General features: G+C 71.6%; 24 protein-coding genes. 15 read left to right on the forward strand and 9 right to left on the reverse strand.

From position 1 onward, the window contains the following. Positions 1-3: 3 nt before the first annotated feature. The 4 genes from GTY96_RS15400 to GTY96_RS15415 all read left to right on the forward strand — a co-directional run bounded on the left by GTY96_RS15400 (position 4) and on the right by GTY96_RS15415 (position 4,010). Positions 4-846, forward strand: coding sequence for a GIN domain-containing protein (locus GTY96_RS15400; RefSeq protein WP_143903788.1), 843 nt, complete (start codon positions 4-6; stop codon positions 844-846). Between the two features lie 51 nt (positions 847-897). Continuing rightward, the gene (locus GTY96_RS15405) at positions 898-1,911 is read left to right on the forward strand and encodes a zinc-dependent alcohol dehydrogenase family protein (protein WP_161665128.1); all 1,014 of its coding nucleotides are present in this window, start codon (positions 898-900) and stop codon (positions 1,909-1,911) included. 162 nt (positions 1,912-2,073) lie between these two features. After that, a complete protein-coding gene (locus GTY96_RS15410) occupies positions 2,074-3,519 on the forward strand; it encodes a S41 family peptidase (protein WP_143903792.1) in 1,446 nt (481 codons plus the stop codon). Between the two features lie 155 nt (positions 3,520-3,674). Next, on the forward strand, positions 3,675-4,010 hold the full coding sequence (locus GTY96_RS15415) for an HPF/RaiA family ribosome-associated protein (protein WP_143903794.1): 336 nt from the start codon (positions 3,675-3,677) through the stop codon (positions 4,008-4,010). A 33-nt stretch (positions 4,011-4,043) separates the two neighbouring features. Here GTY96_RS15415 and GTY96_RS15420 read toward each other — a convergent pair whose 3' ends face one another. Beyond that, positions 4,044-5,177, reverse strand: coding sequence for a porin family protein (locus tag GTY96_RS15420; protein ID WP_143903796.1), 1,134 nt, complete (start codon positions 5,175-5,177; stop codon positions 4,044-4,046). Beyond that, positions 5,174-6,070: an NHL repeat-containing protein gene (locus GTY96_RS15425; protein ID WP_143903798.1), complete on the reverse strand. Its 897-nt coding sequence runs from the start codon at positions 6,068-6,070 to the stop codon at positions 5,174-5,176. The genes GTY96_RS15420 and GTY96_RS15425 overlap by 4 nt, the downstream gene beginning before the upstream one ends. A gap of 151 nt (positions 6,071-6,221) precedes the next feature. On the opposite strand from GTY96_RS15425, the gene GTY96_RS15430 reads away from it, so the two are divergent. The 6 genes from GTY96_RS15430 to GTY96_RS15455 all read left to right on the forward strand — a co-directional run bounded on the left by GTY96_RS15430 (position 6,222) and on the right by GTY96_RS15455 (position 11,197). Continuing rightward, positions 6,222-6,821: a thioredoxin domain-containing protein gene (locus GTY96_RS15430; RefSeq protein WP_143903800.1), complete on the forward strand. Its 600-nt coding sequence runs from the start codon at positions 6,222-6,224 to the stop codon at positions 6,819-6,821. Positions 6,822-6,972: 151 nt separating this feature from the next. Further along, the gene (locus tag GTY96_RS15435; protein WP_143903802.1) at positions 6,973-8,058 is read left to right on the forward strand and encodes an aldo/keto reductase; all 1,086 of its coding nucleotides are present in this window, start codon (positions 6,973-6,975) and stop codon (positions 8,056-8,058) included. Between the two features lie 215 nt (positions 8,059-8,273). Beyond that, positions 8,274-9,920, forward strand: coding sequence for an AgmX/PglI C-terminal domain-containing protein (locus GTY96_RS15440; protein WP_161665129.1), 1,647 nt, complete (start codon positions 8,274-8,276; stop codon positions 9,918-9,920). A 77-nt stretch (positions 9,921-9,997) separates the two neighbouring features. Further along, positions 9,998-10,342, forward strand: coding sequence for an ArsR/SmtB family transcription factor (locus GTY96_RS15445; protein ID WP_143903806.1), 345 nt, complete (start codon positions 9,998-10,000; stop codon positions 10,340-10,342). After that, positions 10,339-10,833, forward strand: a complete 495-nt coding sequence (locus GTY96_RS15450) for an SRPBCC family protein (protein ID WP_161665130.1) — start codon at positions 10,339-10,341, stop codon at positions 10,831-10,833. The genes GTY96_RS15445 and GTY96_RS15450 overlap by 4 nt, the downstream gene beginning before the upstream one ends. A gap of 31 nt (positions 10,834-10,864) precedes the next feature. After that, positions 10,865-11,197 carry a hypothetical protein gene (locus tag GTY96_RS15455; protein ID WP_161665131.1) on the forward strand — a complete coding sequence of 111 codons (333 nt, stop codon included), beginning with the start codon at positions 10,865-10,867 and terminating at the stop codon, positions 11,195-11,197. Here GTY96_RS15455 and pdxA read toward each other — a convergent pair. From pdxA to GTY96_RS15475, 4 genes are all read right to left on the reverse strand, one after another. Then, positions 11,121-12,170: a 4-hydroxythreonine-4-phosphate dehydrogenase PdxA gene (pdxA, locus tag GTY96_RS15460; protein ID WP_328700893.1), complete on the reverse strand. Its 1,050-nt coding sequence runs from the start codon at positions 12,168-12,170 to the stop codon at positions 11,121-11,123. The two genes, GTY96_RS15455 and pdxA, sit on opposite strands and share 77 nt — an antisense overlap. Next, positions 12,167-13,138 carry a peptidylprolyl isomerase gene (locus tag GTY96_RS15465; protein ID WP_143903812.1) on the reverse strand — a complete coding sequence of 324 codons (972 nt, stop codon included), beginning with the start codon at positions 13,136-13,138 and terminating at the stop codon, positions 12,167-12,169. The genes pdxA and GTY96_RS15465 overlap by 4 nt, the downstream gene beginning before the upstream one ends. A gap of 62 nt (positions 13,139-13,200) precedes the next feature. After that, entirely contained in the window at positions 13,201-14,196 is a 996-nt protein-coding gene (locus GTY96_RS15470) for a peptidylprolyl isomerase (protein WP_143903814.1), read from the reverse strand. A gap of 173 nt (positions 14,197-14,369) precedes the next feature. After that, positions 14,370-15,389: an alpha/beta fold hydrolase gene (locus GTY96_RS15475; RefSeq protein ID WP_143903816.1), complete on the reverse strand. Its 1,020-nt coding sequence runs from the start codon at positions 15,387-15,389 to the stop codon at positions 14,370-14,372. Positions 15,390-15,541: 152 nt separating this feature from the next. Here GTY96_RS15475 and GTY96_RS15480 point away from each other — a divergent pair, with 152 nt between their 5' ends. The 3 genes from GTY96_RS15480 to GTY96_RS15490 all read left to right on the forward strand — a co-directional run bounded on the left by GTY96_RS15480 (position 15,542) and on the right by GTY96_RS15490 (position 16,753). Beyond that, positions 15,542-15,853 carry a CBS domain-containing protein gene (locus GTY96_RS15480; protein WP_143904264.1) on the forward strand — a complete coding sequence of 104 codons (312 nt, stop codon included), beginning with the start codon at positions 15,542-15,544 and terminating at the stop codon, positions 15,851-15,853. A gap of 67 nt (positions 15,854-15,920) precedes the next feature. Then, complete coding sequence (locus tag GTY96_RS15485; RefSeq protein WP_143904266.1) at positions 15,921-16,160, forward strand: GIY-YIG nuclease family protein; 240 nt, start codon at positions 15,921-15,923, stop codon at positions 16,158-16,160. A gap of 188 nt (positions 16,161-16,348) precedes the next feature. Beyond that, on the forward strand, positions 16,349-16,753 hold the full coding sequence (locus tag GTY96_RS15490; protein ID WP_161665132.1) for a hypothetical protein: 405 nt from the start codon (positions 16,349-16,351) through the stop codon (positions 16,751-16,753). A gap of 16 nt (positions 16,754-16,769) precedes the next feature. On the opposite strand, the gene GTY96_RS15495 is transcribed toward GTY96_RS15490, so the two are convergent. Then, complete coding sequence (locus GTY96_RS15495) at positions 16,770-17,075, reverse strand: hypothetical protein (protein ID WP_143903820.1); 306 nt, start codon at positions 17,073-17,075, stop codon at positions 16,770-16,772. A gap of 95 nt (positions 17,076-17,170) precedes the next feature. Between GTY96_RS15495 and GTY96_RS15500 the strand changes: the two genes are divergently transcribed. Both GTY96_RS15500 and GTY96_RS15505 read left to right on the forward strand, forming a co-directional pair. Then, the gene (locus GTY96_RS15500) at positions 17,171-17,452 is read left to right on the forward strand and encodes a hypothetical protein (RefSeq protein ID WP_143903822.1); all 282 of its coding nucleotides are present in this window, start codon (positions 17,171-17,173) and stop codon (positions 17,450-17,452) included. A gap of 18 nt (positions 17,453-17,470) precedes the next feature. Beyond that, entirely contained in the window at positions 17,471-17,923 is a 453-nt protein-coding gene (locus tag GTY96_RS15505) for a hypothetical protein (RefSeq protein WP_161665133.1), read from the forward strand. 13 nt (positions 17,924-17,936) lie between these two features. Here the strand turns inward: GTY96_RS15505 and GTY96_RS15510 are convergent, their stop codons facing one another. Further along, positions 17,937-18,629, reverse strand: a complete 693-nt coding sequence (locus GTY96_RS15510) for a radical SAM protein (protein WP_143903826.1) — start codon at positions 18,627-18,629, stop codon at positions 17,937-17,939. A gap of 146 nt (positions 18,630-18,775) precedes the next feature. Beyond that, the gene (gene nudC / locus GTY96_RS15515) at positions 18,776-19,606 is read right to left on the reverse strand and encodes an NAD(+) diphosphatase (protein WP_161665134.1); all 831 of its coding nucleotides are present in this window, start codon (positions 19,604-19,606) and stop codon (positions 18,776-18,778) included. Between the last annotated feature and the right edge of the window lie 78 nt (positions 19,607-19,684).

Below are 19,684 nucleotides of genomic sequence, written 5' to 3' on the forward strand. Positions count from 1 at the left end.
CTCATGTGGAAGCGCTTGGGAGTGGCCGTGCTCGCGGCGGGACTGATGTCCGGCTGCTACTTCACCGAAGATCTGCAGGGCAATGGCAACACCATCACGGAGGCGCGGGAGTCCCCTGACTTCCTCGTCGTGGAGAACCGGGGCTCGCTGGACGTGGTGGTGCGCGAGGGCGATGCCGCGGACGTGCGCGTCACCCTGGATGAGAACCTCCAGCACCGCGTGCGCACCTTCGTGTCCTCCGACGGCACGCTCGTCATCGAGACGGACGGCTCGTTCGCGCCGCGGGGGCCCGCGCGGGTGGACATCCAGGTGCCGCGCATGGTGGGCGCGACGCAGGATGGCTCCGGCTCCCTGCGCGTGGAGGGCTTCGAGCGGGTGAAGGAGGACGTGAGGCTGGTGGCGAAGGGCTCTGGCGCGCTGCGCTTCTGCGGCGCGGTGCGCACCCTGGAGGCGAAGCTCAGCGGCTCCGGGAGCATGGAGCTGTGCGCGGCCGGCGAGGGCCTGGCGGAGTGGGTGGACCTCTTCCAGTCCGGCTCCGGCACGCTGGCATGGTCCGGGATGGCGAGGCAGGTGCGCGCCCGCACGGACGGCTCCGGGCGCATGACGCTCACGGGGGCCACCAACCGGCTCGGGGCCCGGCTGGACGGCAGCGGCGGCATCGAGGCCCAGGGGCTCAGGGCCGTGGACGTGGACATCGTGTCGGAGGGGTCGGGGCACGTCGCCGCGTTCGTGGACGGGGGCGGGGTGGTCGTCTCGCTCGACTCGTCGGGCAGCGTGGACCTCTTCGGGCACGCGCTCTCCACCCAGGTGCGGGTCAACGGCAGCGGCCGCGTCATCTGGCACTGACTAGCTTGTCTTCAGCACCCGCGAGGGACGCGGGGGGAAGGCAGGCGGGCCATGGCAGGGACCATGCGGGCGATGGTGCTCCACGCACCGGGGCAACGCTTGCGGCAGGAGGCGCTGCCCATCCCGGAGCCCGGGCCGGAGCAGGTGTTGTTGAAGGTGCACGCCTGCGCCGTGTGCCGCACCGACCTGCACGTGGTGGACGGGGAGTTGCCCCGCCCGAAGCTGCCCCTGGTGCCGGGCCATGAAATCGTGGCCTCGGTGGTGACGGCGGGCGAGCGGGTGCGGGGCTTCTCTCCGGGAGCGCGCGTGGGCGTGCCGTGGCTGGGGTGGACCTGTGGGCACTGCCGCTTCTGTCTCTCGGGGCGGGAGAACCTCTGCGACACGGCGCGCTTCACGGGCTACGACCTCGACGGGGGCTTCGCGGAGTACACCGTCGCGGATGCGCGCTACTGCTTCCCGCTGCCGCCGTCGTACCGCGACGCGGAGGCCGCGCCGCTGATGTGCGCGGGGCTCATCGGCTTCCGCAGCCTGCGCATGGCGGGCGAAGGGCCCCGGCTGGGGCTGTATGGCTTTGGCGCCGCCGCGCACATCCTCATCCAGGTGGCGAAGCACCAGGGACGTCACGTGTATGGCTTCACGCGCGAGGGTGACGCGACGGGACAGGCCTTCGCGCGGGAGCTGGGCGCGGTGTGGGCGGGGGGCTCGGAGACGCCGCCGCCGGAGCCCCTGGACGCGGCCATCCTCTTCGCCCCCGTGGGCGCGCTGGTGCCCGCCGCGCTGCGCGCCGTGGACAAGGGCGGCGTGGTGGTGTGCGGCGGCATCCACATGAGCGACATCCCGTCCTTCCCCTATTCGGTGCTGTGGGAGGAGCGGGTGGTGCGCTCGGTGGCGAACCTCACGCGCGCGGACGCGGTGGACTTCCTGGCGCTCGCGCCGCGCGTGCCCGTGCGCACGGAGGTGCGGGTGTTTCCCCTGTCCGCCGCGAACGAGGCGCTCCAGGCCCTGCGCGAAGGGCGCGTGCGCGGGGCGGCGGTGCTGGACCTGACGCGGGCCGACGAGGGCTGACCCGGGGCAGGTGGGGTCGCGCATCCGCTCGTGACGCTCCCCGCCAGAGGCCCAGGTGCTCATCGGCGACGCGGACGTCTTTCTCGTGCGAGGCTGTTTCACCGTGGGTCGCTGACGCGTGCGGACAGGCAATGAGGTCCAGAGCCGTGCCGTAGAAGGGGCATGTCCTTCACCTTGCTCATGGGGGGCTTGCTGCTGGCCACGGCCCCTGTGCCCTCCGCTGCTCCCGTTCCGCCCGCGTCGCATGGGCCCTACCTGGAGCAGCGGCTCACGGGCGCCGCGTATTGCTACGACCCGGACAGCCCCGTGGTGCAGGAGGCCTTCCGCCGACCGAAGCCCACGCCAGAGACGCGCGTGGACAGCGCCGCCCTGGCGGACGACGTGCGCTTCCTGCATCAACTCCTGCGCACCACGTACTCCGGCTGGCCGGAGCTGCTCGCGCATCGCACGTTCGATCCGGATCGCTTCTTCCAGGACTGGAGCGCGAAGGTGGCTGCGTCCGGGCCCACCGTGTCCTTCCAGGACGGCGTGCTCGCGCCGACCATCGCCGTCCGCGAGGCGCTGCCGGACAGCCACTTCGGTCCGCACGGACTGCTGACCCTGCTCCGCGAGGAACCCCGGCTGACGTTCCACGAATACCAAACCGACGCCCCCGCGGGGCTCGAGCTGGAGTCGTGTGACGCGAACAGCGTGCCGGGAGCGCAGGCGGACACGCTGCGGGTGGCGCCGGTGCTGAAGGCGGACGGCTCTCGCGGACAGCGGCTCACCGTGTCCGCGAGAGGCGGCGGGGACACGCGGACGCTGCGGTGTGGAGCGGCGTCCATCCCCCTCGCGGTCCGGCCTCCACGTCCGTCGCGTGTGTACGAGCCGAAGGACATCTACACGTACGAGCCGAAGGGCGACGTGGGCATCATCACGATCCGCCGCTTCTCGGGCCCTCCGGAAGCCGAAGCCGGCCTGCGCCAGTTCGTCGCGGACGCGCCGAAGCACCGCAAGCACAAGCTGTTGGTGTTCGACCTCCGGGGCAACGGCGGCGGCAACAACGGCTACGTGTACGAATGGTTGGACGCGATGGTGCGCGGGCCGTGGTTCGCCTCTGGCGAGGTGTGGATGCACGGCGCGTTCTTCCCGTGCTTCGAGTGGAACACGCGCGTGCAGCGGCAGGCGGTGGATGGACGGCTGGACACGCCGGAGGCGAAGGCGGAGCGTCAGGTGCTCCGCGCGAAGTGGCCCGTGGCGCCAGAGCCGTCGCGTCCCGTGTTCGACAGCGGCCGGGTGGAGGGCCACGCGAAGACGCCGTACACGGGGCGCATCGTGGTGCTGGTGGACCGCGACTCCGTTTCGTCGGGGGAGAGCGGGGCCGAGGCGCTGCACCGCGCCACCGGAGCCCCCATGGTCGGTGAGCGCACGGGCGGCTTCCTCACCTACGGCAACGCGCCCAGCTTCGTCCTGCCGCGCACGGGCCTGCCCTGGGTGGTACCCACCAAGCGCAACTACTTCGACGCTCCGCTGGAGGGAGTGGGACACGCCGTGCAGGTGTACCTGGACGCGGAGGACTTGAGCCGTCCGGTGGTGGAGCTGCTGCCCCGCCTGCGCAAGCTGCCGTGAGGCAATGTGCCCCGATGCGGTGGGGTGCGTGTCCCGTCGTGCCCCGCCACGGCGAGGCCGTTATGGGTATTTCCAGTGGGTTCGAGTTGGCCGGACCCATGCATTGACTTGGATCCACACGGCTCCGGAGGACGGAGCCCCAGCCGAGGCGGACGATGAAGCGCGCACTGCGAATCACCTACCGGGGCATGGAGACGAGCAACACCCTCAACGAGCACATCCGCGACCACGCGGACAAGCTGGAGCAGTTCTTCGACGGCATCACCGGCTGCAACGTGGTGGTGGAGGAGCCGCACCGCCACCACGCGCAGGGCCATCAGTTCCACGTCCGGGTGGAGCTGCACGTGCCGGGCAGGGACATCGTCGCGGACCGCGAGTCGACGCAGCTCGCGACCCACGCGGATGCCTACCAGGCCGTCACCGACGCCTTCGAGGCCGCGCGGCGCCAGCTCCAGCACCACGCGGACCGGCGGCACGAGCACCACCGCTGACGGCGGTGCCCGTGCCTGGCCGCGGACGGGCCGTCAGTGCATGCTGACCGTCGTCCGCAGCAGCGCCAGATAGGTCCAGTCGCGCGTGGGCTCTTCCACGGGCGGGGTGTCGTAGTGGTTCACGTAGCCCGCGACCCCCACGCCCAGGAAGCTCGTCACCCACCAGCGCAGGGACACCGCGCCGCCCGTGGCGCCGCCGGGCACCACGTCCGCGGCGCCACGTCCCAGCCACAGCCGCTCCATGCGCGCGGCGACCTCCAGCGAGCCGGAGGGGATGCCCTCCGAACCCACGCCCGCGAGCGCCTGGGGCCACTGCGCGCCTTCGCGCGGCCTGCCTCGCACCACCCAGGAGGCCTCCACGCCCAGGCCCTGGCTGCGCAGCAGGGGCAGGGACTCGCGGGGCGTGGCCGGGTTGCCATCCGTGTCGCGTGAACGGTGCTCCCACGCGGCCGCCGCCTGCACGTCCACGCGCACGGGGCCCGCGTCGAGCCGGCCGTGGGCCTCCGTCACCGTGCGGTAGCCGGACACGGGCGGTGGCCGGTAGAAGAGGAAGCCCTGCGGCAGCCGCCCGCCGATGCCGGGCCGGTCGAAGGCGTCCTCCACGTGCGCGCCCGCGCCCACGCGCACGCCGCGGTGGTGCACGTCCAGGCGCACGTCCACGGAGGGCTGGGCGTTGTCATTCCCCAGCGGGCTGCCGGAGCCGTTGCCCAGGCGCAGCCAGCCTTCCAGGGGCAGCGTCGCGGGCGTCCACTGCGCCTCCACGCCCAGGTCGCGGCGGGGCCAGAAGGCCTGCGTCACCAGGGGCAGCTCCGGGATGGGGAGCGTCTCGATGCTCTGGTCGCGCGCGAGCGGGAACAGCGGCGTCTTCGCGTAGCCCAGCGACAGGCGCAGGCCCGTGATGACGAACAGGTCGACGTAGGCGTCGAGGATGTTGGGCTTCTCCTGCGCCCACTCCGCGGTGCCCACGGCGGCGAGCCAGGGCACGGGCTCGCCTCGCGCGCCCAACCGGAAGCGCGCCAGGTTGAACCCGTTGTGGCCTTCGATGTCGTCCGCGTGGACGCGGTAGTCCACCTCGCCCACCAGCGTGGGCGTGATGCGGGGACCCTCCGCGCGCGCGGCCGACGCGGACAGCAGGGCCAGGGTGAGGAACGGAAGGGGGCGCATCATTCGAGCGGGATGATGCGCAGCGTGTGGTTCGTGCCGTCTTCCGGGGTGCCGTCGTGGTCGGCGATGAAGAGGCGCTTGTTCTTCGCGTCGTACGCCAGGCCGTGCGGCTGCTGGAAGCCACCCGCGATCACGCTGACCTCGCCCGACTGCCGGATGCTCAGCACGGTGCCGTCGCGGCTGCCGGTGAGCAGCGTGTCGTTGGGGCCCACGGCCAGCAGGTCCGGGCTGGACAGCGTGGCGAAGGCGACCAACTGCGACGGCGCGGAGAGCGGCGAGCGGTACACCTTGCCCGCGATCTGATCGCTGATGAAGAGCGTGTCCCCCACCGCGAGCACGCCCACGGGCTTCACCAGGGCGCCCACGACCTCCTGCTCGGTGCCCTCCAGGGTGAGCCGGGCCACGCTGCCCACGTTCACGTTGTTGTTGCGCACGAAGTAGCCGTCCAGCAGCTCCCCGTCCTTCGTGACGGTGATGCCGATGCGGCGGCGCTGGGGCGGAAGGTTGGGGATGATGGCGGAGGTGCCATCCGGCCGGACGTAGACGACGTCGCCCGCGGTGCCGCCGCCAAAGCGCACCACCACCAGCGTGCCGTCCGCCAGCCGCGCCAGCGCGCCCAGGCCCGGGCCGTTGGCGGGCGCCGCGGGCAGGTTCGCCACCAGCGAGATGCCCTCGCCGTCGCGGTAGCGCAGCACGCGGTTGTTCTGGTCGTCGGCCATGTAGAGGGTCGCGCTCTCGGCGTCCCACCAGAGGCCGTTGGGGTCGCCATCCACCGCGATGGTCTTGGGGCCCCGCTCGACGGTGGGCTCGTCCGGGGGAACGGACACTTCGGGGGACGACGAGCAACCCACGACCGCCAGCGTCATGCCCACGAGGGCAAGGAAGAGGTTTCGCATGGACACTTTCCATATCCCGGATTCGGGCATGTTCCGAATGGCTGGCGCGCTGCCGGGCCCCGGACACTTCCCGGGCCCGCGGGGCGGGGAGTCGCGGGGGCTGATGCCAGTAGCGTCGTGCTGGATGGACACGTCCCAGGAGTCGCGCGGCATGAAGGCCCCTTCCCCTCGTGGATGGCTGGTGCTCGCGGGGGCGCTGTGGTTGGGCGGCATCGGCGCCGGAGTCGTGGCGCTGGCCCGATACGCGAGCACCCCTGGGGCCGTGCCCGCGACGGTGGCGATGTGGCCGGAGGGGACGCGGCTCTCACGTCCCCCGGGGCGCCCGGTGCTGGTGATGCTCGCGCACCCGAAATGCGCCTGCACGCGGGCGAGCGTGGCGGAGCTGGAGACGCTGATGGCGCACGTGGGCGGACGCGTGGACGCCTTCGTCCTCTTCCTGCGTCCGGAGGGATTGGAGGACGGCTGGGAGCAGGGGGAGCTGTGGCGTGACGCCGCGCGCATCCCGGGCGTCACGGTGCTGAGAGATCCCGATGGCTCGGAGGCGAAGCACTTCGGCGCGACGACCTCCGGCCATGTCGTGCTCTACGGCGCGGACGGGCACCTTCGCTTCAGCGGGGGCATCACCGTGGCGCGAGGCCACAGGGGTGACAGCCCGGGGCGCGAGGCGCTGGAGCGCGTGCTGCGCGAAGGTGGTGAAGGGGGCGACGCGCCCGTGTATGGCTGCGCGTTGGAGGACCCCCGGACCCGCTGAGGCCCGCCGGTGTCGGCCGGACGGCGGATGGAGAGGAATCGGTGTCTGGCTTTGGACGTCCCCTGGGAAGGAGGGTTGGCGCGGTAGGGCGTGTGGGATTGGCTCCGCGCGCTTTTCGCGCCGTGCCACCTTTTCGCGGGGGAACGCTTCCATGTCGCTCGACCACTACGTCACCTTGGGCCGCTCCGGCCTGCGCGTCAGCCCCTTCTGCCTGGGAGCCATGACGTTCGGCGAGGACCTGGGCTGGGGCAGCAGCGTGCAGACGTCCAACGCCATCATGGACCGCTTCATCGAGCGCGGTGGCAACTTCATCGACACGGCGAACGCGTACACGTTCGGGCACTCGGAGAAGATCATCGGGGACCACCTGGGCAAGGACCCCGCGAAGCGCGACCGGGTGGTCATCGCCACGAAGTTCTTCTCCAACCTCTTCGAGAAGGATCCAAACGGCGGTGGCGCGGGCCGCAAGTCGGTGATGGCGGCGTGCGAGGAGTCGCTGCGCAGGCTCCAGACGGACTACATCGACCTGTACTGGATGCACGCCTGGGACGCGAACACGCCCATCGAGGAGACGATGCAGGCGCTGGACGACCTGGTGCGCTCCGGCAAGGTCCGCTACGTGGGCTTCTCCGACACGCCCGCGTGGAAGGTGGCGCAAGCGCAGGTGATGGCGTCCTTCCGCGGGTGGGCGCCGCTGGTGGCGTTGCAGATCGAGTACTCGCTGCTGGAGCGCACGGTGGAGGGCGAGCTCATCCCCATGGCGCGGGAGCTGGGGATGGGCGTGACGCCGTGGTCGCCGCTGCGCAGCGGGGTGCTCAGCGGCAAGTACACGCGGGAGAACGCGGGCAAGCAGAAGGCGGACCGGGGCGCGTGGGCGGAGGCGTCGCTCAACGAGAAGACCTACAAGCTCATCGACGCGCTCCAGCGCGTGGCGAAGGAGCAGAACTCGACGGTGGCGCGCGTGGCGCTGGCCTGGGTGCAGAGCCGCCCGGGCGTGGCGTCCACCATCCTGGGAGCGCGCACGCTGGAGCAGCTGGACAACAACCTGGGCGCGCTGGACGTGAAGCTCACGCCCGACCAGGTGAAGGTGCTGGATGAGCAGTCCCAGCCCACGTTCAACTTCCCGACGGCCTTCCTCCAGGGCGCGCCGTCATTCATGCACGCGGGCCTGCGCGTGAACGGCGTCCAGGCCCCGCCCTGGCCCATGGCGCCCAAGAAGGGGACGCCGCGCTACTGATCCGGACAGCGGAAAGCCGGGTCTTGTCGGCACATCCGCGCACCGTGTGGAGTGCGGGGCCGTACGTTTCGGCCCCGCTCCCTGAGGAGATGCGCGCGGGAGCGTTCAAGACCCGACGCTCGCGGTAGCGCGAACCCGGGTCGTTCCTACAATCGGCTCCCTGGCGGTCGGGTGGATGGGCGGTCTGGCGCGGTACGGGCGGCGTGGAGGGTGGCGTGAGCGAGCTACTGACGGGCGATGGGCTGTCGCATGCGCGGGTGGGCGGGTCGGACTTCTCCCGAGACCCCGACACCTTCGATGCCGAGCTGGATGCGTGCCTGGAGCGCGCGCTCTTCACCGGCCCCTCCCAGGAGGACACCGACCCCGCGCCGGAGTCCGCCGCGTCCGGCCCCCTGGGCGCGCTGCTCGACCTGGCCTCCACGGAGGCGTCGTGGCTGGAGTCGCTGCTGCCGTCGAACGAAGACGCGGAGCCCGCGCTCACGCTGTCGGCCGAAGCGGCCAACGTCTTCATCCCCGAGTGGCTGCGCGCCGAGGCACCGACGACGTCCACGCGCTGGATGGCCACCTCTCTGCATGAGGCGTCGTGCGGGGCGGTGACGGAGTGGGACGCCGCGCCGCGGTCGAACGCCTGGGCCGCGCCCGGCTCGCCCGCCGAGGCCTACGCGCGGCAGCCGTGGAGCCCCTATGCCGCTCCGGTGGAGCCCGAAGCGCCGCTGCCCGGCTTCGCCGACGCCTCGACGCGCATCCTCGGCATGGGCCCGCTGTCGTTCGTCAGCGCGGTGGCGATGGGCGCGCTCACCGCGGGCCTGCTGGTCGTCGCGGGTCTGCGGTTGACGTCGAACACCGGCTCACACGCGCCCATCACGTCGTCCGCGCCGCGAGCGCTGCTCGCCCCCGTGAGTGCCCCGTCTCTCGAGGGGGCCACGTCTCCGCGATCGCAGGCCGCCTCCACGGGCACGCAGCTCAGCGGGAGCCTCACGCAAGGCACCGCGAGCGTCACGGACGCGCAGGCCCTCTCCGGTACGCAGGTCAGCGGGAGCTTCACGCAAGGCAGTGCCGCGAGCGTCGCGGACGCGCAGGGGCGCTCCGGCACGCAGCCCGCGTCCAGCCTCGCGCAGGCCATCGCGGGCAGCGTGAACACTCCCGCGCTGACGGACGCGCAGCGCGCCGCGCAGGCCCTGACGCCCAACGCGCCCGGACTCGCGGGCCCGGCGAACGCGGGCCTCACCACCGGACTGCGCACGTTGGCCCCGGACACCACGCCGGCCGCACCGACGACGAAGAAGAAGGTCGCCGCGGCCCCTCGCGCCGAGACGCTCGAAGCGCCAGAGGACCGCGGCGAGGTCCGCGAGCTGTCCTTCGGCGGTGAGCTCTCCGCCGAGGAGCTGGCCCAGGCCCGTCAGGCCGCCGAAGAAGCCGAGGCCGAGGAGGCCGCGCAGCCGGAGTCCGAAATCGACGAGGACTTCGCCCGCGAGCTGGGCTTCACCGACGACGCTCAGGCCTCCCAGGCCCGGGCTTCGAAGCAGCCCCAGGAGAAGACCGTCTACATCCCGCCGGCCCCGACCTCCGAGCGCGAGCGCCTGACGCCCGCGGACGTCACCAGCGTCGTCGTCACGAACCAGCCCGCCATCGCCGCCTGCGTCCAGGCCTTCAAGGCAGGCACCGCGCTGGAGCACGGCGGGCGCTTCCAGGTGCGCTGGTCGGTGGACACCTCCGGCGCCGTGTCCGGCGTGGCCATGGAGACGGAGGCCCTGCGCGGCTCCCCGCTCGCGGGCTGCATCGAGGACCAGGTGCGCGGCTGGAAGTTCCCCGTGCACCACGCCGCCCTGGAGGCCCCCGTGCGCTACCCCTTCGTCTTCTAGGCCGCCCGTCCTCCCGCCGGGCACGGACGGAAGGGACTGGACAGGTGTAACATCTATGGGTATGTATATACATACCAATGAATGTTGACGTCTTCGAGACCCTGGCCGACCCCACGCGTCGGCGCCTTGTCGAGGCGCTTCGGGGCGGTGAGCTGGCGGTGAACGACCTGGTCGAGCGGGTCGACATCCAGCAGTCCGGTGTCTCGCGGCACCTGCGCATCCTCCAGGAGGCGGGCTTCGTCCAGGTCCGCCCGGAGGGCACGAAGCGGCTGTATTCGCTGCGTCCGGAGCCCTTTCAGCAGCTCGATGCCTGGGTCACCGGGTATCGGAGCCTCTGGGAGGCCCGGCTCGACAGGTTCGGCGAGGCCCTGGAGCGAAGGCGTCGGACACGCAAGGCCCCACCCGAGGAGGAACCCCCATGACGAACGAGACCGAGACCCCGAAGCGCGGCACCTTCACCTTCGAGCGCACCTTCACCGCGTCGCTCGACGAGGTCTGGGAGCTGTGGACGACGAAGGATGGCATCGAGTCCTGGTGGGGCCCGGAGGGCTTCTCCGTGAAGGTCCACGAAGTCGCCGCGCGCCCCGAGGGACTGGTTCGCTACGACATGATCGCCACCGCGCCGGAGCAGATCGCCTTCATGAAGAGGGCGGGCATGCCCCTCTCCAGCCCCGCGCAGTGGACCTTCACGGAGCTGACGCCCCAGCGCCGGCTGGCGTACCGGCACGCGGTGGACTTCATCCCCGGCGTCACGCCGTACACCGTCTCCACCGTGGTGGAGTTTCATCCGCAGGGGAAGGACGTGCGGATGACGGTGACCTCCGACGCGATGCACAGCGAGGAGTGGACGCAGCGGGCGTCCGCTGGGATGCAGAGCCAGCTGGGAAAACTCACGAAGCGATTCCAGCGCTGAGCGCCCCGGCGGCGCCTATCTTCTCCGGGCCATGGCGAAGCAAGCGCCTCCGGAGACGGAGGGTCCAGACCCCATCGAGTTGCATCTGTGTCACCGCTGCCTGATGCGGCTGCCGGTGGACGCGGGCGGGGTGGACCTTCCGCGCCGCGTGCGCGAAGCGCTGAGGGCGCACGGCCTGGCGGACAGGACGCAGCTCATCCCCGCGTCCTGCCTGGGTCACTGCCCCACGGGGCGGGTCACGGTGCTCGTCGTCCCCGACGCCACGGCGCGGGGCACGCACGCGAAGCTCATCGACCCGAAGGCGGACGGCGAGGACCTGGCCGAGCACCTGTGCCAGGGGCTCGCGAAAGCCGGGCCGCCTTGAGCAGGGCCTCCATCATCGGCACGCAGCTCGCCGTGCCGGTGCCCGCGATGGCGTAGGCGGTGCCGTGGTCCGGGGACGTGCGCGGCACTGGCAGCCCCAGCGTCACGTTCACCGTGCGCTCGAAGTCCAGGGCCTTGGCGGGGATGAGTCCCTGGTCGTGGTACATGGCCAGCACCGCGTCGTAGTTCGCGCCCACCTCGTCGGGCCGGGCGAACAGGCCGTCGGCGGGGAAGGGCCCGTGCGCATCCACGCGCTTCGTCCGCGCGCGCCGGATGGCGGGCCCGATGACCTCCACCTCCTCGCGCCCCAGCATCCCGCCCTCGCCCGCATGCGGGTTGAGCCCCAGCACGGCGATGCGCGGCTTGCGGCCCACCACCGGCTCCAGGCCGCGCGACAGCAGCTGGAGCTGCGCCACCAGCTTCTCCACCGTCAGCAGCCCGGGCAGCGCGGAGATGGGCACGTGGTTCGTCGCCAGCGCGATGCGCACGCGCGGCCCGTCCATCATCATCAACACGTCCACGCCGAACGCGTCCGCCAGCACCTCCGTGTGGCCCATGAAGGGGATGCCCGCGCGGGAGATCTCCTCCTTCGACACGGGCGCGGTGCACAGCGCGTCCACCGAGCCCGCGCGCATCGCGTCGATGGCGGCCCGCACGTACGCGTACTGCGCCCGGCCGCCCTCGCGCGACGGCTTGCCCGGCACGCGGTGCTTCTCCGCGAGGCGCGTCACCTCCACCACCGCCGGCCCCGTGGTGCGGCCCAGGTCCTCCAGGGCCACGCGCGGGAAGCGGCGGAAGAGGGGGAAGGCGTCCAGCGTGGGCCCGTCCCCGAACACCACCGGCACCAGCGCGCGGCGCACCGCGGGCTTCGCCAGCGCCAGGGCCGTCACCTCCGGCCCGATGCCCGACACGTCCCCCAGCGAGATGCCCACGCGAGGCAGCGCGGAGGCCGGGGCCACCGGGGCGGGCCTCACATCTTCACTTCGACGTTGGCCTTCGAGCGCAGCTCCTGGACGTACTGCTCCAGGAACTTCTCCGTCTTCTCGTTGAGGAGCTTGGACTCCAGCTTGGGCTTCATCTCCTCGAAGGAGGCCACGGACACGTTGCGGCGCTCCTCCACCTTCAGGATGTGCCAGCCGAAGTTGGTGCGGATGGGCTCGCTCACCTCGCCCTGCTTGAGGCTGAAGGCGGCCTTCTCGAACGCGGGCACCATCACGCCGCGCTTGAAGTAGCCCAGGTCGCCGCCGTCCGACGCGCTGGGGCCCTCGCTGCGCGCGCGCGCCAGGGCCGAGAAGTCCATGCCCGGCCGGCGGGCCTCCTGCGCGATGCCCTCCGCCTTCTGCTTCGCGGCGGCCACCTGCGCCGGCGTGGCCTTGGCGTCCACCTGCACCAGGATGTGGCGGGCGTGGACCTCCACGTCCTCGCTCTCCAGGCGGGTGTACTGGGTGTAGGCGGCCTTCAGGTCCTCCTCGGTGACCTTCACCTTGGGGCCCACCTTCATGCGCAGCAGCTTGTCGCGCACCACGCGCTTGCGCAGCATGTCCCTGTAGCTGGCGAGCGTGAGGCCCTCGTTCACGAGCAGCTGCTCGAACTGGGCCATGTCGCTGACGTTGTTCTGCTTGAGCACGTCCTGCACCAGGTCATCCACCTCCGCGTCGGTGGTGGTGATGCCCAGCTGCGCGACCTCCGCCTCCATCAGCTTCTCGCCGATGAGCGTGTCCAGCGCGGTCTTCATGAGCTGCGCGCGGGCCTCGGCGCGCTTGTGCGGGTCGATCTCCGAGTTGACGCGCTGAAGCTCTGGCGCGGCGCGCTGCTGCACCTCGGACAGCGCGATGACGTCGCGGTTCACCACCGCCGCCACCTTGTCCACCAGCTCCGCGTGGGCGCGCGTACCGCCCGCCAGGAGCATCACCGCCGCCAGGAACGCCACCAGGTTCTTCATCGCAACGACCCTCTTGAACGAAACACCGGGAAGGCCAACCGCCCGCCCTCCGGAAAAGTCCTTCACTTCGCCGCCTGCGGCGCCGGCCGCCCGCGGATGGTCTGCAGCGTGGCCTCGTTCACCACCACCTGGGCCTTGTCGCGAAGGTCCTTCTCGAACGCCTCCTGCGCCGACGCCCGCTTGGCCTCCAGCAGGCGCCCCTCCACCTTCGCGCGCACCTCCGCCAGCTCCCGCTTCCTCGCCGACCTGCGCTCCAGCACCTTGAACAGGTGGTAGCCGTACTCCGTGGACACCACGTCCGAAACCTGCCCCACCCCCAGCTTGAATACCACCTCGTCGAAGGCAGGAGGCATCTGTCCGCGGGGGAAGAAGCCCAGGTCGCCCCCCACCTTGGCGTCCGCGCTGAGTGAATAGCGCCGCGCCAGGTCGGAGAACTTCTTGCCTGCCTTCAGCTGGGCCTGGAGCTTGCGCGCCTCATCCAGCCCCTTGACCACCATCTGCGCCGCGTGGACCTCCTCGGGCTCCTGGAAGTCCGCCTCGTGCGCCGCGTAGTAGGCGCGCAGCTCCTCCTCCGTCACGGCCACGCGCGAGTAGACGTGGTTCATGAAGAGCTTCTCGATGGTGAGCCGGCTGGCCTCGCGCGCGCGCAGCTCCGCCATGGACAGCTGCCCCTGGGCGAGCACCTCGTTGAAGTTGCCCGCCGGGTAGTCGCCTGACAGCCGCAGCACGCCCCGGTCCACCTCTTCGGGCGTCACCGCGATGTTGTTCTGCTTGGCGGACTGCAGGAGCAGCATCCGCTTCACCAGCGTGTCCACGAGCGCCCGCTTGAAGGGCTCCACCTCCTCGGGCGTGGGCTCGGGGCCCTCCGTGGTGGCCAGCTCGCGGGACAGCTCCTGTTCGAAGTCCGTCCGGCTGAGGGACTCGCCGTTCACGGTGGCCACCACCGCGGGGTCCGGCCCCTCCTGGGTCTGCGGCCGGCAGCCCGTCAGGCCCAGCACGCCCAACGCCAGGGCGGTGGACCACGACAGCAGGGAGGCGCGGAAGGGGACGGGACGCATGCGCGGAGGCCTCGGGGGAGGGGTCAGGGGACCTGCCACGGTGGTGCCGGGCCGCCGGGCTTTCAAGCGGGACGTCACGGCCGGGATGGGAAGCGAACGGATGGGCCCATGGGACGGCCCTCCGGGTAGCACGGCGTCGGGGCCCGGACAACCGGCGCCCCGGGGCTCGCGCCTCAGACGGGCGTGGCGTTGGAGGACAGGAAGGCCTCCACCTGGGGGAAGATCTCGTCCGGCGCCCTGCGGCCCAGCACCAGGTCCGCGTGGCCGTAGTCCTCCGCGAAGCCGTGGCCGCGCCCGGCGACCAGCATCTTCACCGGGCCCCCCAGGTGCTCCTTCGCCCGGGCCACCGCCAGCGGCGGCGCGAGCAGGTCCCGGCTGCCGGCGATGAGCAGGAAGGGGATGCGCACCCCGGCGAGCGGTTCGCGGTAGTCGAAGGCGCCGTCGAAGCTCGTGAACTGGCTGGTGGTGATCCACCGGGCGAACTGCCGCCCCACGCCCCCGGCGATGTCCGCCGGCACGTTGGCCAGCGCCCAGCGCACCACCTGCGGATCCATGTTGTCCGCCAGCATCATGTACCGGGTGAGCGGCCCCGGCGGCGCCCCGAAGAACGCGATGCTGGTGACGCGGCGGGTGGGGATGACCTTGAGCTTGAGCAAGGGCTCCACCCGCTGCACGAAGGCGCGCAGGCCCGGCTGCACCGCGAAGGTGAACGGAGCGCCCAGGGACACCGCCGCCTTCACGGGCGCCTGGGGGTTCTTCGCCAGGTGGGCGTAGAGCATCAGGCCGCCCTTGGAGTGGCCCACCCAGAAGACCTGCTGGGCGCCCGTGGACAGCACCGTGCGCAGGGCCGTCCGCACGTCGTGCTCCGCCTGGTCGTCGAAGTTCCAGTCCGCGCACGCCCCGGCGAGCCCCCGGCCGCGCAGCTCGATGACCCATGTCTCGAAGCCCGCCCGCGCCAGGTAGCGCGCCAGGCTGTATTGCTCGTTGAAGTCCATGTGGAAGCGGTTGGCCCCCAGCCCATGGCACAGCAGCACCGGCTCCGCGTACCGGCGCTCTCCGCGCGGGTGGTAGCGCCCCAGCGCGATGGCCGCCCCATCGTCGGTGGGGACCCGGTACAGCTCGTCCGGCTTGAAGCTCAGTGTCAGCAGCCCCTCCTTTCCCCGCTCGACCGCACGGGTGAAGAGGTCCGCCATCCGGCTCAACCGGGGTGCCGCTGCCTGTCGTGGTGTCACGTCCCTCAGTCTACGCCCGACCCGTGGCCGTTGCCGGGGTGTCGCACCCGGACTTTCACGGAACGGCAGGGCAGTTGCACTGAATGAGAAACCATCGAGGGGAGGTCGTGGAGATGAGGCAGGGCCGGGGTCTCAAGGAAGCGTTGTCGTCCTTCATTGCCACCGTTTTTCCCACAGACACACTGCTGGGGGCCTTGAAGGTGATGGAGCGGCACCACGTGCGGCTGGTGGGGGTGGTGGGGGCGGGGGGCGGGTTGGTGGGGGTGGTGCACGAGGCGCAGGTGCTGGCGGCCTGGCGGATGGATCCGCTGGCGCAGGTGTCGGACGTCATGGCGCGCGTGCGCAAGACGCACGCGGTGCGTTCGAGGAGACGGCGGCTCGCGCTCCTGTACGGCCGGGAACCCGGAGGGCGGATGCGCTCCTGACGGCGCGCTCCTGACGGTAGAGTGGGGGACCGTGTCAGCCGCCGCCCCCGCCGCCTGGACCGTGTACATGCTGCGCTGCCGCGACGGCACGCTCTACACGGGAGCCACCAACAACCTGGAGCGCCGCCTGGCCACGCACGGCCGCGGCAAGGGCGCCGCGTACACGCGGGCCCGGCTGCCGGTGACGCTGGTGTGGAGCGAGCCCGCGGAGGACCGGAGCGCCGCCCTGCGCCGCGAGGCCGCCATCAAGCGGCTCACGCGCGCGGACAAGCTGCGGCTCTTCACCCGGCGCGTGGGACGGCGTTGACGCCCGGCCCCGTGGCTTGTTGGTGGAGCGCCGTGCCCTCATCGCACGGGGTGTGAGGCGCGCGACAGTTGGCGCGGCGTTCCCTGCTGTTTCATCGCCTGGTGATGAATCAGCCAAGCCCCTGGATGGGTATACGGAAGAGGGGGGCTCGAATTAGGGTGGAGGACGTTCCTTGCAGGGGGAAGTCCATGCCGCGTTCTCGCTCTTACTTGTTCGTCTTGCTCGCATTGGGTCTGGGCGTCACGGGTTGCTCCGGGCCGAACCACCAGCCGGTCATCATCGCGGGGCCGCGTCCGCTCGGGTCGCCCTCCACGCCGGGGGGACTCAGGTTCGAGGAGGGCACCGTCATCCAGCTACAGCTGGAGGCGAGGGATCAGGACGGCGACGAGATCTTCTACCGCTGGTCGCAGGTCCCCGCGAACCCGGCCGGCGTGTTCAGCAGCACCACCATCGCGGCGCCCACCTGGACGGTGCCCTCGCCGCCCAGTGATCCGAACCAGTCCATCTTCCTCTACGTCGAAGTGGAGGACGGCAACGGCGGCGTGCTGGTGGGCCAGTCGCCCGCCATCTACGTCCTGCCGAAGCAGCAGTAGGGGCCGCGTCCCCCCGTCAAACGGCGGGGGACTCGGGCGGAGGCGAACCCGGGCGCTGCTTCGCGCGGCTCCGGGCGCGCAGGGAGAAGAGCGCGGCCGCCACCAGGCCCACGCCCGCGCCAATGCCCGCGCCCAGCAGCTGCGAGTGCATCAGCGACGACGTCACGCTGCGCACGACCACCGGCAGGTTGCACATGGTCTGCGTGGCGAGCGGCGTGCTGTTGTTCCACTCGATGTAGGAAGGGGCCGCCAGCGAGGCCACGAAGGTGCCCAGCAGCGTTCCGGCCAGGATGAAGATGAGGAACGTCTTGAACAGGGCCATTGCGGGGACCTCCTCGGTGGGGGGGCGGCGGGCCGTCCTTCGTAGTACGCGTCCGCCCGCCGCGAAAGAGGCGAAGGCGTGCTAAGGGGGCAGGTGTGCCGCTCTTGCCACTCGCCATCCTGTTCGGGGTCATCTCGCTCGTTTGCGCGGTCCTCCTGCTGACGCATGCCTTCCGTCGCAGCGTGGGCACGGGGGTGATGGTGCTGCTCATCCCCTGCTACATGCTCGTCTACGCCTTCAGCCAGTTCGAGCACCCCCGCAAGAACCTCATCGTCGCGGGCTTCGTGGCCAGCACCCTGCTGACGGCGGTGTTCCTGGGCATCGGCGCCCACGGCATCGCGGCGGTGGCGGCGCGCACCCCGCCCCCCGGCTTCTAGGCCGGAAAGGCACGCGCCATGGCCGGGCCCGACGGAAGCCTCCCGGGTGCCCGCTGCGCCCGGCACCCGGACGCGGCCGCGGTGGCCATGTGCGCGCGCTGTGGCGGCTTCCTGTGCGGTGCGTGCACGGAGGTCCAGGGCGAGACGGCGTACTGCGAGCCCTGCGTGGCCTGGCTCGCCCGGCACGGCAGGCCGTCCCGCGCGGTGGTGGCGTTGCTCGGCGCCAACGTCGTGGGGCTCGTGCTCCTCACCCGGCCGCCGCTGCTCACCGTGGGGACGTTGCTGGCGGGGGTGCTGGGCAGCCTCCAGGCCACGCGCGAGCTGAGGCGCATCGCGCGGGGCGAGGCGGCCCCGGGCGGACGGCTGCCGGCGTGGGTGCTGCGGTGTCTGGCGGCGGTGAACCTGCTGGGCGTGGGCGCGTGGATCGCGCTGGGCGTCTTCGCGGTGTTCTCCTTCCGCCGGCAGGGGTGACGGCGGGAGCGCGTCACACGCCGCGCGCGTTGGGGTCCCAGAGGTACTTGTGCATCTGGAGCTGGAAGCGCACCGGGAGCCGGTCCTCGATGATCCACTCGGCCAGCTCGCGCGGGTGGAGCCTGTCGAAGATGGTGGAGAAGAGGACGCTGAACGGCTTTCTGCCCAGCTGGTGTTCGCGGACGAGCGCGCGCGACCACTCGTAGTCCTCGCGCGAGCCGATGACGAGCTTGAGCTCGTCGTTGGCGTTCATCGACGTGAGGTTGCGGTAGTCATTGCGGTCGCACTCGCCGGACGAGGGCGTCTTCATGTCCACGATTTTATGGACGGCCGGGGGCACGAGCCGCACGTCGATGGCGCCGCTCGTCTCCAGCAGCACCTTGAGGCCCGCCCCGAGCAGCGACTCCATCAGCGGGTAGACGCCCGGCTGGAGCAGGGGCTCTCCGCCCGTGATCTCCACCGCGGGCGTGTTCAGCGCCAGCATCTGGGAGACGATGTCCGCGTTCTTCATGCGGTTGCCGCCGTGGAAGGCGAACTCGCTGTCGCAGTACGAGCAGCGCAGGTGGCAGCCGGTGAGGCGGATGAAGCCGCACAGCAGCCCGGCGTGGGAGGACTCTCCCTGGAGCGACAGGTAGATTTCCTTCACCACCACGGAGTCGGCGGTGGGGACGCGGCGGGGTTCGATGTGCGGGCGTGAGGCGGGCATGGCGTGCGGGAGGAGCGCATCAAGCGCACCCGGGGGCCGTGGGTCAAGCCCGGTGCGGCCAACCCGGGACGAACGTCTCCGGGCGGGCGGGGAATTCCAGGGCGGGCGCTCGGCTTCCGGCCCGGGGCCCAGGCGCTGTCCAGGCCTCAGGCGCGCCGGGCCTTCACCCGGTCGATGAAGGTGTCGATGAGGTGGCGCGCGATGCTCAGGCGGGGCGGGATGCGCGGCAGGTCGTCCACGCCGAACCAGCGGGCCTCGGCGATCTCCTTGCCGTCCACGGTGACGTCGCCGCCCGCGTACTCGGCCATGAAGCCGACCATCAGCGACCGCCCGAAGGGCCACGGCTGGCTGCCGAAGTAGACGAGGTCCTTCAGGTCCACGCCCACCTCCTCCTTCACCTCGCGCAGGACGGTCTCCTCCAGCGACTCGCCGGGGTCCACGAAGCCGGCGACGGTGCTGAAGAAGGGCTCGGGGAAGGACGCGTTGCGGGCCAGCAGCATCTGGTCGCCCCGGGTGATGAGGACGATGACCGCGGGAGAGATGCGCGGGTAGAACGGCGTGTGGTCCACCGGGCAGCGCCGGGCGCGCTCGCCCGCGACCAGCTGCGTGGCGGTGCCGCACTTGCCGCAGAAGCGGTGGCTCAGGTCCCACTCCGCGATGGACAGCGCGCGGCCCGCCACGGCGAAGGTCGCCTCGTCCACCTGCTTGTAGAGCGAGCGGGCGGGGACGAACTTCAACCCCTCCGGCGGCGCGAAGTCTCCGGGCAGCGGGGCGGCGTAGCAGTCCGTGTCGTCGAGCGCGCCCAGGAAGTGGGCGCTGGCGGCGGCCTCCGGCAGGAGCGCGCAGGTGGGCAGGCCGAGGCGGCCGTCCTGTTCGGACACGAGCAGGTCCATGCCGCGCGCGGCGAACAGGAGCGCGGCGTCGCGCGAGCGGGCGGGCGGGTCGTACCCGGGCTGGAAGCGTTTCAGGGAGCTCACGGGGGCACCTTAACGGACGGCGCGGACGGGCGCCGCGCGCTATGCTCCCGGCCGTCCGTCACCGGTCGCCGCCCGCCG

The organism is Corallococcus silvisoli (assembly GCF_009909145.1).
GTDB classification, from domain to species: domain Bacteria; phylum Myxococcota; class Myxococcia; order Myxococcales; family Myxococcaceae; genus Corallococcus; species Corallococcus silvisoli.